The organism is Streptomyces sp. NPDC048523, assembly GCF_043199815.1.
Classification (GTDB): domain Bacteria; phylum Actinomycetota; class Actinomycetes; order Streptomycetales; family Streptomycetaceae; genus Streptomyces.
The window spans coordinates 487,988-502,003 of record NZ_JBICWQ010000001.1; the positions used below are offsets into that span (position 1 = coordinate 487,988).

At 71.2% G+C, this 14,016-nt stretch carries 11 protein-coding genes; 2 read left to right on the plus strand and 9 right to left on the minus strand.

Annotated features, from left to right (window positions below):
- Positions 1–87: 87 nt before the first annotated feature.
- The 3 genes from ACGFWE_RS02280 to ACGFWE_RS02290 are packed head-to-tail and all read right to left on the minus strand — an operon-like array spanning position 88 to position 3,624.
- Positions 88–2,442, minus strand: coding sequence for a glycoside hydrolase family 65 protein (locus ACGFWE_RS02280; RefSeq protein ID WP_393597242.1), 2,355 nt, complete (start codon positions 2,440–2,442; stop codon positions 88–90).
- Positions 2,439–3,176 carry a beta-phosphoglucomutase family hydrolase gene (locus ACGFWE_RS02285; protein WP_352385011.1) on the minus strand — a complete coding sequence of 246 codons (738 nt, stop codon included), beginning with the start codon at positions 3,174–3,176 and terminating at the stop codon, positions 2,439–2,441. Before ACGFWE_RS02285 ends, ACGFWE_RS02280 begins: the two co-directional genes overlap by 4 nt.
- A 43-nt stretch (positions 3,177–3,219) precedes the next feature.
- A complete protein-coding gene (locus tag ACGFWE_RS02290; protein WP_352385009.1) occupies positions 3,220–3,624 on the minus strand; it encodes an SgcJ/EcaC family oxidoreductase in 405 nt (134 codons plus the stop codon).
- Positions 3,625–3,703: 79 nt separating this feature from the next.
- Between ACGFWE_RS02290 and ACGFWE_RS02295 the strand changes: the two genes are divergently transcribed.
- Positions 3,704–4,351: a nucleoside/nucleotide kinase family protein gene (locus tag ACGFWE_RS02295; protein ID WP_352385007.1), complete on the plus strand. Its 648-nt coding sequence runs from the start codon at positions 3,704–3,706 to the stop codon at positions 4,349–4,351.
- A 52-nt stretch (positions 4,352–4,403) separates the two neighbouring features.
- On the opposite strand, the gene ACGFWE_RS02300 is transcribed toward ACGFWE_RS02295, so the two are convergent.
- The 6 genes from ACGFWE_RS02300 to ACGFWE_RS02325 form a co-directional block, all read right to left on the minus strand.
- On the minus strand, positions 4,404–6,239 hold the full coding sequence (locus ACGFWE_RS02300; protein ID WP_393597245.1) for a hypothetical protein: 1,836 nt from the start codon (positions 6,237–6,239) through the stop codon (positions 4,404–4,406).
- A gap of 12 nt (positions 6,240–6,251) precedes the next feature.
- Positions 6,252–7,961: a hypothetical protein gene (locus tag ACGFWE_RS02305; RefSeq protein ID WP_393597247.1), complete on the minus strand. Its 1,710-nt coding sequence runs from the start codon at positions 7,959–7,961 to the stop codon at positions 6,252–6,254.
- 2 nt (positions 7,962–7,963) lie between these two features.
- Positions 7,964–8,866 (minus strand): carbohydrate ABC transporter permease, encoded by a 903-nt coding sequence (locus ACGFWE_RS02310; protein WP_393597249.1) that lies wholly within the window; start codon positions 8,864–8,866, stop codon positions 7,964–7,966.
- A complete protein-coding gene (locus tag ACGFWE_RS02315; protein ID WP_393597251.1) occupies positions 8,863–9,783 on the minus strand; it encodes a carbohydrate ABC transporter permease in 921 nt (306 codons plus the stop codon). Before ACGFWE_RS02315 ends, ACGFWE_RS02310 begins: the two co-directional genes overlap by 4 nt.
- A 133-nt stretch (positions 9,784–9,916) precedes the next feature.
- Complete coding sequence (locus ACGFWE_RS02320; RefSeq protein ID WP_393597253.1) at positions 9,917–11,239, minus strand: extracellular solute-binding protein; 1,323 nt, start codon at positions 11,237–11,239, stop codon at positions 9,917–9,919.
- A gap of 278 nt (positions 11,240–11,517) precedes the next feature.
- Entirely contained in the window at positions 11,518–12,639 is a 1,122-nt protein-coding gene (locus tag ACGFWE_RS02325) for an ROK family protein (protein WP_393597255.1), read from the minus strand.
- 308 nt (positions 12,640–12,947) lie between these two features.
- Here ACGFWE_RS02325 and ACGFWE_RS02330 point away from each other — a divergent pair, with 308 nt between their 5' ends.
- Entirely contained in the window at positions 12,948–13,847 is a 900-nt protein-coding gene (locus ACGFWE_RS02330; protein WP_393597257.1) for a BadF/BadG/BcrA/BcrD ATPase family protein, read from the plus strand.
- Positions 13,848–14,016 lie beyond the last annotated feature (169 nt).

Sequence of the window (14,016 nt, forward strand, 5' to 3'; positions counted from 1 at the left end):
CAAAGGCAGGGACAACGTAACCCGCGGCACTGGGCGGTGCAGGACGGGGTTCGGCCAAGCGGTGCCCGTCCGGTTCGCCCGCCCGGGTCAGCGGGCGTGCGGGGCGCGGTGCGGGGGCTGGCCGGGAGCCGGTCGGTCCTTCGGTGCCGGGACGGGACGGACGACCGGACCGTCGCCGTCCAGGGTGAGCGGGGTGCCGTGGTGACGGATCGTCAGGGGAGCTCCCGACAACAGGGTGTACGTCGCCTTGTCCGGCCCGATCTCCACCCGCAGGCAGCGGCCGAGGAGCTGGAGGTTGAAGGCGAGGCGGCTGAGCCGCTCCGGCAGCCGGGGTGCGAAGCGGAGGGAGGCGCCGTCGCGGCGCAGACCGCCGAACCCGGCGACCAGGGCCGTCCAGGTGCCGGCGAGGGAGGCGATGTGGAGTCCGTCGCGGGTGTTGTTCTCCAGGTCGGCGAGGTCCATCAGCGCTGCCTCGCCCGTGTAGGCGTAGGCGAGGGACAGGTGTCCGGCGCGGGCGGCGACGACCGCCTGGACGCAGGCCGACAGGGAGGAGTCCCGGACGGTCAGGGGTTCGTAGTAGGCGAAGTTGCGGGCGATCTGCTCCTCGTCGTGGAACTCCTCGAACCAGCCGCTGCACAGGTACATCGCCAGCACCAGGTCCGCCTGTTTGACGACCTGTTTGCGGTAGATGTCGAAGTAGGGGAAGTGCAGCATCAGCGGGTACTGGTCGGCGCGGGTGCTGCCGAAGTCCCAGCGCTGGTGGCGGGTGAAGCCCGCGTCCTGTTCGTGCACGCCGAGTTCGTGGTTGTAGGGGATGTGCACGGCCTCGGCGGCGTCCCGCCAGGCGGCGCTCTCCTCCTCGTCGACGCCGAGCGCGGCGGCCTGCTGCGGGTGCCGGCCGCAGGCTTCGGCGGCCGCGAGGAGGTTCGCGCGGGCCATGAGGTTGGTGTATGTGTTGTCGTCGACGACCGCGCTGTACTCGTCGGGCCCGGTGACACCGTCGATGTGGAAAACGCCGTGGTGGTCGTGGTGGCCCAGCGAGCGCCACAACCGGGCCGTCTCCACGAGGAGTTCGAGACCGGTTTCGCGTTCGAACCCGGTGTCCCCGGTGGCCTCGGTGTAGCGCACGACGGCGTCCGCGACGGCGGCGTTGACATGGAAGGCGGCGGTGCCCGCGGGCCAGTACGCCGACCCTTCCGAGCCGTCGATGGTCCGCCACGGGAACGCGGCGCCCTTCAGGCCGAGTTGCGCGGCGCGCTCGCGGGCGGCGGGCAGCGTCTTCTGCCGCCAGCGCAGGGCCTCGGACACGGCACGGGGCTCGGTGTAGGTGAGCAGGGGCAGGACGAAGGTCTCGGTGTCCCAGAAGGCGTGTCCGTCGTAGCCGGAACCGGTCAGTCCCTTGGCGGGAATGGCCCGTTCCTCCGCGCGGGCGCCTGCCTGGAGCACATGGAAGAGGGCGAAGCGGACCGCCTGCTGGATCTCCTCGTCGCCGCCGACCTCGACGTCGGCACGGGCCCAGAAGTCGTCGAGATAGGACCGCTGTTCGTCCAGGAGCCCGTCCCAGCCGCTGTGGGCCGCGGCCGCCAGTGCCGCGTCGACCTGGTCGCTCATCGCGGGCCGGGAGCGGGCCCCGGACCAGCCGTGGGCGACCAGCTTCTGCACCCGCAGCCGCTGTCCGGGCTCCAGGACGGAGGTGACGGTCAGCCGCGCCAGGTCGATCGTCTCCTCGCTGCTCGTGGTGGTGCGCTCGGGTCCTTCGATCATGTGGTCGGCGGCCACCGCGACCCTCAGTTTGCTCTGCCGGGTGCGGTGCACGAGCCGCAGCCGGGTGCCCTCGGCGTAGCCCTCCTCGTGCTCCAGCGGCGACTTCAGGGCCTTGGAGGCGCGCGGGTCGCCGTTGGGTCCGGGCAGGCTCTCGTTGGTGACCAGCTCGGACTGGATCACCACCCGGGTGCGGCTGTCGACGGGCTCCACCTCGTAGGACACCGCGGCGACCGCCCGCTGGGTGAGCGAGACGAGCCGGGTCGAGCGCACCCGGATCCGCGATCCCGCCGGCGAGATCCATTCGCAGGACCGCTCGAGGACGCCCCGGCGCAGGTCGAGGGTGCGTTCGTGGGCCACCAGACGGCCGTAGCGCAGGTCGAAGGGCTCGTCGTCGACGAGGAGCCGCACGATCTTGCCGTTGGTGACGTCGATGACGCTCTGGCCGGACTCCGGATAGCCGTAGCCCGCCTCGGCGTACGGCAGCGGGTGCAGTTCGTGGACGCCGTTGAGGTAGGAGCCGGGCAGGCCGTGCGGTTCGCCCTCGTCGAGGTTGCCGCGCCAGCCGACATGGCCGTTGGACAGGGCGAACACGGACTCGCTCTGCGCCAGGACGTCGAGGTTCAGGTCGGTCTCGCGTACGGCCCAGGGCTCGACGGTGTAGGAACGCTGGGTGATCACGCGTGTCCTCCCAGCTCGGCGAGGCCCTTCACGACGATGTCCGCACCGTGCTCGTACAGGGCGTCGGCCTGTCCGACGCGGTCGAGGCCGACGACGTATCCGAAGCCTCCGGCGCGGCCCGCGTCCATGCCGGCGAGGGCGTCCTCGAAGACGGCGGAGCGGGGTGCGTCCAGGCCGAGGTCGCGGGCGGCGGCGAGGAAGGTGTCGGGGCGCGGCTTGCCGGGCAGGCTCCGCTCGGCCGCGACCACGCCGTCGATGCGTACGTCGAAGAGGTCCTCGGCGTCGATGGCGCGCAGCACGTCACGGCAGTTCGCGCTGGAGGAGACGATCGCGGTGCGCAGGCCCTGGGCGCGGGCCGCCCGGATGTAGGCCAGGGTGTCGTCGTAGGCCTCGACGCCGTCCGTGCGGATCTTCTCCAGGACGAGGGCGTTCTTGCGGTTGCCGAGGCCATGGACCGTCTCCGCGCCCGGTGGATCGTCCGGATCGCCGTCCGGCAGTTCGATGTCGCGGGAGGCGAGGAAGGTGCGCACACCGTCGGCCCGCGGCAGACCGTCGACGTACTTGTCGTAGTCGTGGTCGTCGAAGGGCCGGAAGTGTTCGCCCTCGCGTTCACGCAGGAACGCGTCGAACATCTCCTTCCATGCGGCCGCGTGCACGACGGCCGTCCTGGTGACGACCCCGTCGAGGTCGAACAGGCAGGCCTTGATCTCTTCTGGCAGACCGAGCTCCTTCATACAGAACCCGGTTCCCTGCCAGACGCCCGGTCAACAGGTGGATTCACTCGTGCGGGAAAGAGTGATGCTCGTGGGCCACCAGCCAGCGGCCGCGCTCCTTGCGCAGACCGAAGGTCAGCCTGAGCCGGAAGCCGGGGTGGGCGGCGAGTTCCTCCGGGGTGGCGCAGCGCACCAGGGCGTGGGCGTAGGCGATGTCCGTGCCCGCGGTGATGTGCAGGGACTCGATGTCGAAGCAGGCGCCCTGGGCCTGCCACGCGAAGACGGGCGGCCAGGCCGCCCGGTAGGCGGCGAGGCCCCGGATGCCGTGATGGAGCGGCGCCACGTCGAACATCACGATGTCCTGGGCATGGCCGGCGATCACACCCGCGAGGTCGCCGCGGTGGACGGCCGCGGCCCACCCGGTGATGAGGGCGCGGATCTGCGCCTCGTCGTCGAAGTCATGGGGCACTGGCTGTCCTCCTCTCTCTCCCTCTTCCGCATCCAGGGTGCCTGGCCGGTCCGGCTTCGCCGAATGGCAGACTCGGAGTGTGCCGCTGACCTTCGACGACCTTGTGACCCGCGCCCGCTCCCTCACCGAGCACGGAGGACGGGCCGTCCTCGGCATCTCCGGCTCCCCCGGCGCGGGCAAGACGACTCTCGCCGAGCACCTGGTGCGGGCGCTCAACGGCTCCGGAGAGCCCTGGGTGGCGCACGTGCCCATGGACGGCTTCCACCTCGCCGACGTGGAGCTGGACCGGCTCGGCCTGCGCGACCGCAAGGGTGCGCCCGAGACCTTCGACGCCGCCGGGTACGCGGCGCTGCTGCGGCGGCTGCGCGAGGAGAGCGACGGGGACATCGTGTACGCGCCGGGCTTCGAGCGGGTGCTGGAGCAGCCGGTCGCCGGGGCGATCCCGGTGCCGCCGACGGCCCGTCTGGTGGTGACCGAGGGCAACTATCTGCTGCTGGACACCGGCGCCTGGAGGCGGGTCCGGCCCGCCCTGGACGAGGTGTGGTTCTGCGACCTGGACGAGGACGAGCGGGTGCGCCGGCTGGTGGCCCGGCACGAGGAGTTCGGCAAGAGCCACGAGGAGGCGGTGGCCTGGGTGGAGCGCTCGGACCAGCGCAACGCGCAGCTGGTGGCGGGCACCCGCGAGCGGGCCGACCTGGTGGTGCCGTGCCTGGACGTGGGCGTGTGAGGGAGAAAGGGTTCCGGCCCCCGGCCCGGGCCCTCCTCCCTCCCCGCACGCCTCAGCAGGCCGACAGCGTCAGTTCCGGCTCGCCGTGGGCGTCCCCCGCCGGGTCGCCGATCCTTGCCGTGAACGCCTCGGTGCGTACCGTCAGTCCGGCGCCGTCGCGGGCGAAGGCCGCCGTGAGAGGGGCGGTCCCGGGGCCGTAGCGCACGGCGAAGGCGTGCAGGTCCTCCGGCGCGTCCGGGACGGGACCCGCCTCCAGGGCCGTGGAGCTGACCAGGTGGCTCCAGCCCTCGTCGGGGTTGCCGTAGCCGCGGGGGTCGGCGGCCAGGGCGAAGGCCGCCTGCTCCTGGGTGGTCTCGGAGCGGGCGTCGAAGTGGTCGATGCCCTCCGTCCCGGGGTGCGTCAGCCGCAGGGCGCCCACCGCGCTCACCTCGCCCTCGGCCGTCCGGCGCACCTGGTCGCCGTCGTCCTCGGCGTACGGCAGCCCGGCCAGGAGGTAGGGCGTGCCGGGGAGGCGTTCCACGGTGACCGTGGTCCACAGGCTGGTGCCGTCGGTGACGTACAGGGACTGGAGGTGGCGCAGGACGTGGTCGCGGCCGACGACCGGCTTGGTGACGAGCTTGGCCGTGAGGCCGTCGGCGCGCACGTCGCGCACCCGGACCTCGCCCATGGGACGGCAGAACAGGAAGCCGTCGACGACCGGGCCGAAGCCGTGGTGGCGGTCGACGGCCGCGGGCAGGTAGTAGGTGCCCGCCGCCTCCACGACCGCCGGTGTCATCCGGGAGTCGAAGGCCACCGAGACGCCGCCGGCCCGCAGTTGGTGGCGGGCGGTCGCCGTGGACGGCTCCCGGTGCCAGCGGGTGGTGTCCTGGATCTGCCAGACCAGCATCCAGGCGAAGTGACCGTCCACTCCCCCGTCCGCCTTGACCGCGTGCCGGGCCCAGCGGCTGTCGCCCCGGTAGCGGCCGAGGTCGGCGCCGATGCGGGCACCGAAGTAGCGCAGGCCGAGGACCGACTCGAACGCCGAGTGCTGCTCGCTGTAGCGCGGGCCGCCATTGTCGTAGCCGCCGCCCGTCAGGCGGGCGTCGATGTAGCGGGCCAGGGTCTCGCCGTCCTCGGCGAAGATCTCCTCGCCGCTGATCCGGTGGGCCTGGGCGAGGAAGGACAGGGAGATCGGGCCGTAGTTGTTGTCGTAGGCGCCGCCGTGCTCGGGGGGCAGGGCGGCGCCGCGGTCCTCGACCCGGTGCGCGTGGATCTCGTCCCGGTACAGCCGAAGGGCGCGCGCACGGACCGACTCGGCCTCCGGACCCGGCAGCTGGGCCGCCAGCATCAGGCCGCCGACCACACAGCCGATCGCCTGGTTGCCGGCTTCCTGCGGGTTGAAGAAGGTGGCCTCGGTCAGCCAGCGCCAGTATCCGCGGGCCACGTCGAGGAGTTCGGCGCGATGGTCGTCGTCGACGAGTCCCTCGGCCGCGTCCAGGACGTTGACCGCCTGGAGCAGCGCCCACACCGTGCTCGGCCAGTCACCGATGGGGTGGGCGCCCGCCGCCAGGGTGTAACGGGCGTACGGCAGACCGGAGTTGCGCACCTTCAGGTTCGGGTAGCCCGGGTTGTCGTCGGTGTACACCCGCTCGCGCAGATGGAAGGCGAGGCTGCGGCCGACCGCCTCCGGCAGCCTCGGGTCCTTGCTCCGCTGCCAGGCGAACGCCAGCAGGGACGTGATGCCGAGCGAGGTGTCGCCGATGTCGTCCACGCACTCGGGGTGTTCGAGGTTGCCCTCGGGCGTCAGCCGGGCGAGGGCCTGCTCGACGACGTCGGCGAGGACGGTGTCGTACGCCTCCGGGGTGTCCGGGAGGTCGTGCAGGGGGCCGCGCTGGTGCGTGAGGTGCACGGGATCAGTCCTTCATGCCTGAGAGGTGGCGCGCAGTGCGAGGGTCAGCGTCTGCGGTCCGTGGCCACCGAGGTAGACCCGGTTTCCGGTCGTCGCGTCGGTGCCGCCGACCACGGTGTAGTCCTGCCCGGGGTCGTAGCGCAGTACGTCGCTCCGGTCCGGTCCGGCGAGCGGTTCGCCCGTCTCGACGGCGGCCTCGACCCGGATCTCGTCGTCGCCGACGCGGTAGGTCAACGGCTCGGTCGTCAGGCACCAGCTGCCGTCGCCGAGCGGTACGGCACCCTGTGGCTCGCCGCCCGGCCGGAAGGTCAGTTCGAGGGCCCAGGGCACCGATGGGCCGCTGATGTCGATCCGCAGGTCGGCCCCGTCCTCCCGCAGGTCGACCTCGACCCGGGTCGTGTGGGAGACCTCGTCCTGAGGGCGGTCGGGGAAGGCCATCGCCGCGGAGAAGCGGCCCTCGTCCACCAGGCGGTAGGCGCCGTCGTCGCGCCTCAGATCCTTCGGGAGCGGCTGGTAGTAGGCGGTGGTGAGGGTTTGGGTGAGCCGGTACCGGTTGTCGGCGAGCTGTTCCATGTCGTCGGCACGGAACGGGCCCAGGTCGAAGAACACCCGCGAGAGGCGGACCGCGTCGAGGACGGCGGCACCGGCGAACAGGCGCAGGAAGGTGGGGTTGCAGGCGAGGCCCGAGCGGATGCGCCGGTGCTCGGGCACGTCGGAGCCGCCGTACACCACGGTGTGTGCGGTGGCCGAGGCGTGTGCGGCGAGGCGGGCGGTGGTGAGGTACCGGGCGCGGGGCAGGGTCTCCGGGACCGGTGCGGGCAGTGGGCGGCACAGGTCCGGGGTGAGGAGGGTCTGGGCGAGCAGGTCGGGGTCGTCGATGCCACCGGCGGCCGCCAGATGCGCGGCCCGGCTGAAGTCGCCCCGGCCGGTGCGGATCGCCAGCAGACGGTAGTGCGGCAGGTAGGGCCACAGCGCGAACAACAGCTTCTGGTCCTGGCGGCGCGAGTGGACGGTCTCCACCGTGCCGTCCGGCCTGATGAGGTCCAGGGTCGCGGCGAGGTTGCGTTCGACGGCGTCCAGCAGGTCGGTACGCCCGAGCACCTCGGCCAGCAACAGCAGCGCCGGGTTGGTCACGATGGACGCGTAGACGGCGCTGCGCTCCGAGTACAGGCCCTCCGCGTCGATGTCGACGCCCTCGGCGAGCCACTCCTCGACGCGGTCGAGGAGTCGGTCGTCGGGGAACGACCGGTGCAGCCGGGCGAGCGCCGCGCTCAGCTCCCAGCGGTGGTTCGGGGTGTGCACGCCACCGGTCAGGAGACTGTCCGCCGCGGCACCGGCGATCTCGGCGAGACCGGCGGCGACCTCGCGCAGTTCCGGCCCCGCGCCGGCGGCGAGGACGTGCGCGTCGCACACGTCGTTGACGGTGAACCCGGAGTCCGGCGGCGACTGCACGTTGTCGCCGCCGGCGAAGAGACCGGTGGGGGTCTGGGCGGCCCGCAGGGCGCGCAGGTGGGTCGTCGCGGCGGCGACGGCCTGCCGGCTGCCGTGCAGGGCAGAGTCCGGGGAACGGTATGCCGCGACCAGGGTCTTCACCCGGCGCGCCAGATCACGGTGCGGTACACCGGCGGGTTCCTCGTCGGGGCGGGCCGCCAGCGGGACGGCCTGCCGGTCGGCGGCGCGGGCCACCGACCGGACGAACTCGTGGTCGAGCGGGCTGGGCACGGTCAGTCCTTCAGGCCGGCGTTGATGTCGGCGCTCATGACGTAGCGCTGGAAGACCAGGAAGATGGCGATCAGCGGGATCATGGAGATGACCGAGGCGCCGAGCAGTACCGACCAGTTGATGTTCTGGGCGCCGACGATGCTCTGGATGCCGATCTGCACGGTGAACTTGTTGGGGTCGTTGAGCATCAGGAGCGGCCAGATGTAGTCGTTCCAGCGCCACTGGAAGGACAGGATGGCGAGGGTCAGCATGATGGGCCGGGCGAGCGGCACCATGATCCGCAGGAAGATCGACAGTTCGCGGGCGCCGTCGATGCGTGCGGCTTCGACCAGTTCGTCGGGAACCGTCAGGAAGAACTGGCGGAACATGAAGCATCCGGTCGCCGTGAGCACGGCCGGGAGGATGATGCCGGCGAACGAGTTGTAGAGGCCGAGGTTGCGGACCACCAGGAACTCCGGGGCGAGCATGACCTCGCCCGGCAGCATCGTGGTGGCCAGGATGCAGAGGAAGAACGCCTTGAGCCACCTGTTGTCGTACTTGGCCAGCGCGTACCCCGTGCAGCAGCTGACACCCACCGTGAGGATCGTCGTGATCACGCACACGATGGCCGTGTTGATGAAGTATTGGGAGAAGTTGGCGCTGTCCCACGCCGCCCGGAATCCCGACAGGGTGGGGTTGTGCGGGACCAGCGTCAGCGGATAGGAGAACAGGTCGCTGGCCGGCTTGAGGGAGCTGAGGACGAACCACAGCACCGGAAACCCGTACAGGCACGCCATGATCCACAGCAGTGTCGTCGCGGACACCGCCTGCCTGAGCCCACCGGTGGCCGTCTTGCGGGACCGCTTCCTGGAGACTCGCCGTCCGGAGTCGACGTCGGCCGGGCGCGGGATGTCTGTGGTTGTCATCGGTTCTCCACCCGCCGGTTGACGATCAGCTGGATGATCGCGACGGCCATCAGGATGAGCATGAGCACGAATGACGCGGCGCTCGCGTAGCCGATCTGGCCCCGTTTGAAGCCGGTCTCGTAGATGTACTGGACGAGCAGGTTGTTCGACGAGCCGGGTCCGCCGTTGTTGAGGGCGACGAACACCGGGTACTCCTTCATCGCGTTGATCGTGTTGAGCAGGATGACGATGAACGAGGTGGGCGCGATGCTCGGCAGGGTGATGCTGAAGAACTGGCGCCAGGGACCGGCGCCGTCGAGCGAGGCGGCCTCGTAGTACGACACCGGTACGTTCTTGATCGCCGCGATGAACAGCAGCATCGTGAAACCCGTCCAGGCCCAGGCCGCCGCCATCACCACCACGAGCAGCGAGAGGTCCGCGTTCGACTGCCACGGAACGGCGTCTCCGCCGAACTTCTCGATGATGTAGTTGACCAGTCCGAAGTTCTCGCCGAACATCCACCGCCACAGGACACCGACGACGATGGGCGACAGCAGCCACGGGATGAAGAAGGGGACGCGGGCGACCGACCCGCCCTTGGCGTGCTTGCTCACCACCAGGTTGGCGGCGAGCAGCGAGACCACGAAGTTCAGCGGCACGAAAAGGACGGTGTACAGCAGGGTCCGGGACAGCGCGTCGTAGAACGTGGAGTCCCCGAACAGGTTGTGGTAGTTGTCCAGCCCGACCCACTGGAACACCCCCACGCCCGTGTAGTTCGTGAAGGAGTAGACGAGCCCGATCACCGCCGGCCAGACGAAGAACAGCGAGAAGAGCACGACATTGGCCGCGATGAGGACGAGCGGCGCAAGGGTGTACTTACTGCGTCTCCTGGGCGGGCTCGCGGACACGGCGGACACGTCCGAGGCGCGTTTTGTCATCTTCCTGACTCCGTGCTGGTGGAATGGATTGCGAGGGGCTCAGGCAAGAAGAGGCCCTGAGCCCGGCACCACTGGGCGCCCGAGGCCGGGCGGCGGGGTCGAGACACCACCGCCCGGGCCTGCCGGCCTACGCTCAGCCGCCGACCTGCTGGTTGTAGCCGTCCACGATGTTCTGCAGGGCCTTGTCGGCCGACTGCTGGCCGTTGATCGCCTTGCCGAGCTCCGTCTTGGTCGGGTCCTCGGTGAGGGTCTTGCCCTTCAGCACCCACTGCGTCTGCGCGCCGTTGAAGTAGCCCGAGATCGGGGCGTAGAGCGGGATCTCCTCGTTGTAGAGCTTGAACGCCGCCTGCGCCGCCTCGGACTTGAAGGGGTACTTCGGGGTCAGGCCGCTCTCGACGGGCAGGAACCCGGACGCCTCGCAGAGCGCCTGGTAGTGGGCCGGCTCGTACAGCCAGGACAGGAACTTCGTCGCGGCGGTGGCCGCGTCGCCGTTGTTGTTGAAGCCCACCGTCATGCCGCCGCTGTTGACGTCACTGGCCTGCACCGGCTCGGCGGGGGTCGGGACGCTCGCCCACTCGAACTTCTTGATGCTGTCCGCGAAGGCGGGCACCTGCCACACGCCGGACCAGTAGGCGACCACGTCACCGCTCTGGAACATGGCCGACGGGTCGGCGCCGCTGGTCCACACCGACTTGGGCATGACCTTGTCGTCGTTCCATCCGACGAAGGTGTTCACGGCCTTCTTGGTCGCCGCGTCCACCGAGAACTTGCCGGAGGAGTCCGCGTGGACGTACTTGCCGCCCAGCTCGTACACCATGGCGCGCAGCCGGGACGGCGACTGGTCGAAGGTCAGGGAGTACTTGGCGCCGGTCTTCTCGCGGACCTTGTTCGCCGCCGCGATGAAGTCGGTCCAGGTCCAGGTCTTCGACGGCGAGGCCGGGAAGGAGACGCCCGCCTTCTCGAACAGCGACTTGTTGATGAACAGGCCGGAGGCGGTCACGTCCGAGGGGATGGACAGCACCTTCCCGGACGAGTCCTTCGCCAGGAAGTTGGCGTTGATGTTGTTGCTCTTCTTGTTGGCGATGGAGCTGAGGTCGATCAGCTTGCTCGACCAGATCGGGTCCAGCGCCGGCACGGCCGCCACGTCGGGCAGGGAGTTCGCCTGCGCGGCGTTGTGCAGCTTCGTCGTGTAGCCGTCGTAGGGAATGTTGACGAGCTTGACGGCGACGCCGGTTTCCTTCTTGTACTGCGCCACCATCTTCTTCCAGCCCGCGTCCTGGCCCGGAACCGTGGAGATCCAGAACGTCAGGGACTTGGAGGTGCCGCCCGAGTCGCCCCCCGATCCGCAGGCGGTGAGGAGCAGGGCACCCGCCGAGGCGGCCGCAGCGAGGGAAACCAGGCGGCGCGTGCCGCCGCGGCCGAGACGGCTGGAGCGCCGCACACCCACAGTGGTCATCTTCGATCCCTTTTTTTCGTGGTAGGGGACGGAGCACGGCGCCGACGGAAGCGGCACGGGTGCATTTTGCAGGAAAGGTCTGCTTTCCGAGGGCGCGGCCTCGCCCGGCCGCGTCATCCTGACGGGCGAGGGTCCCCGGCCGCTGGGGCCGTCACCGCACGGGCACGCCCTCGTGCGGTTGCCGTACGTCGAGTACGGGCGGGACGCTCGCCCAAGCCGGCGTCCCGGCCGACTTAGAAAGCGCTTGTCCGGACATTGGCAGACCGAGTCCGAAACCGTCAATCCTTCGTCCGCGCGGCCTGGGTCACGGTTTGGACTCCTCGGGCGACCGCGAGCCGTGCGGCGCCCACGACGGTACCGAGATCACCGACCTGGCTGCTGACCACCTCGGTGGGCCAGCTCAGCCGCTCCAGTTCGGCCCGTACACCGGGCAGGAGCTGCGGATACGCGCCGGTGCTGCCGCCCAGTACGAGCAGTCCGGGGTCGAGCACGGCGGTCACGGCGGCCGCCAGCCGGCCCACGTCCACGGCGTGCCTCGCGACGACCGCGCGGGCCGTGGCGCTGCCCTGTCCGGCGAGGGCGAAGAGCCGCTCGGCCGTGCGGGGGCACGCGCCGTCGGATGCGGGCCAGGCCTCGGCGGCCCGGCGCAGCAGGGAGCGGGACCCGATGTACTCCTCCAGGGCCTCGTGTCGGGGCTCCAGGTCGTCGTCCCAGGGGTAGGGCAGCCGGGCGAGCTCTCCGGCGGCGCCGTTGGCCCCGGCCAGCACGTGTCCCCCGACGACGATGCCGAGACCGATACCGACGCCGATCCGCAGATAGCCGAAGGTGTGACGGCCCCGGGCCGCGCCCTCGTGGAGTTCGGCGAGGGCGGCGCAGTTGACGTTGTTCTCCAGGTGGACGGGGACTCCGGGCGGCAGTGCGACGGTCACGGCGTCGAACAGGGGCCCGGCCTTGGCCGTGGCGGGGCGCATCTTCTGCGGCGCGGTGACGTCACCGACGGCCACGACGATGGTGCGCAGCGGGGCGTCGGGGGGCAGCGCGGACAGGGCGTCGCGGACCACGTCGACGGCCTCCTCGCGGGGCCCGGTGGCCTGGGCGAGCAGGGTGCCGTCCAGGGCGCAGCCGCGGACCCGGGTGAGGGCGGGCCCGAGGTCGACGGCGAGCACGGCGCCGGCGGCCGGGCCGAGGCGGTACACGGCGGCGCTGCGGCCCGTGCCGCCGGAGGAGGTGCCGGAGTGGGCGGCGAGATGGACGCCCTCCAGCTCGGCCACGGCGGAGGAGACCGTCGGCTTGGACAGCCGCGCGAGACTCGCCAACTGCGGTCGCGTCGCCGTACCCGCTTGGGCGAGCACGGCGAATACCGCGCCGGCACTTTCGGTCAGACGGGGGGCTCCAGCCACGTCGTGTTCCACACTTCCCCCAGGTCACAGGCTGCTCTCCCGGGCCGAGCGGCTCGGCGGGAGGCGGCGACGGGTTGCTCCGGCGTCTTGCGCCCCGCCCGGGTCGGGGGGCCCGGGAAGTCGAGGGCGCGACGCCTATTGACACGCACTGTACTTCGTTAGTTAACTTCCTAACGAACGTCACGGTACTCGCCTGCCGTGGTCCGTCAGAGGCCCGTCCCGGGGCTTCCCTAGATCTTCAACCGCCTTGCCCCACGACACGGTTCGCCCACCGTCGCAGCACACAGCGCAATGACGAAAGAGGTTCCGTGCAGGACACCGCACCCCTGGTTGTCGGCATCGACGTGGGCGGCACCAAGACACACTTCCGCGCGTTCGCGGGCGATGCTCCTGTCGCCGATCACGTCCGGTCCAGCAGCGGCTGGCGGCCCCACGACCCGGTGGCCGCCGCCGGATGGCTGGCCGCACTGGCCGCCGACGCGCTTCCCGCGGGCGCCCGCCCGTCCGCCCTCGCCGTCGGCGGGCACGCCTGCGAGACCCCGCGCCAGTGCGCGCAGATCCGCACCGCTCTCCAACTCCACTTCGACGCGCCCGCGCTGGTCGTGGGCGATGCCGAACTGCTCGTTCCCGCGGCGGACCTGGACAAGGGGGTCGGCCTGGTCGCCGGCACCGGCTCGGTCGCCGTGGGCCGGTTCGCCGACGGCACACCGGTCCAGGTCGGCGGCTGGGGCGCGCTCCTCGGCGACGAGGGCGGCGCCGCCGGTCTGGTCCGCGAGGCCGTACGTGCCGTATGGGCCGCGCACGACCGCGGCGAGGAGCCCGACGCCCTGGCGCTCGGTCTGCTGGCCGGGTTCGACGTTCCCGAAGTGCCCGCGCTCGGCGCCGCGCTGGAGCACGCCACGGCCGCCTCCGCCGACTGGGGCCGGCAGGCTCCGGCCGTCTTCGCCGCCGCCGAGGCCGGGTCCGCGCTCGCCCGCACCGTGATCGCCGAGGCGGGCCGTGCCCTGGCCGCGCTCGTGGAGCGGCTCGCCGCCCGCGGGGTGGTGGCCGACGACGTCGTGGTCGCGGGCAGTACCGTCCTCGCCCAGCCGTCGCTGTACGACGCGTTCGCGTCGGCGCTGGCCGACGCCGTGCCGACGGCACGGCCGCGTCCCCTGCGGGCACCCCCGGTGGACGGCGCGGTGGCGCTGGCCCGTTCACTTCTGTGACATCCGCCGGACGCCGGGTCTCCTCCGGTCCGACATGACCCGCCCGTAGATCTTCGCTCGTACGAAGCTCGCAGGACTTCAGAAAGCGCATTCGGCGCACCTGTTGACTGCCGCATCATGAGTCGCATCCGCACCACCTCCCCCGGCCGCACGGCCGCAGAACTTCAAA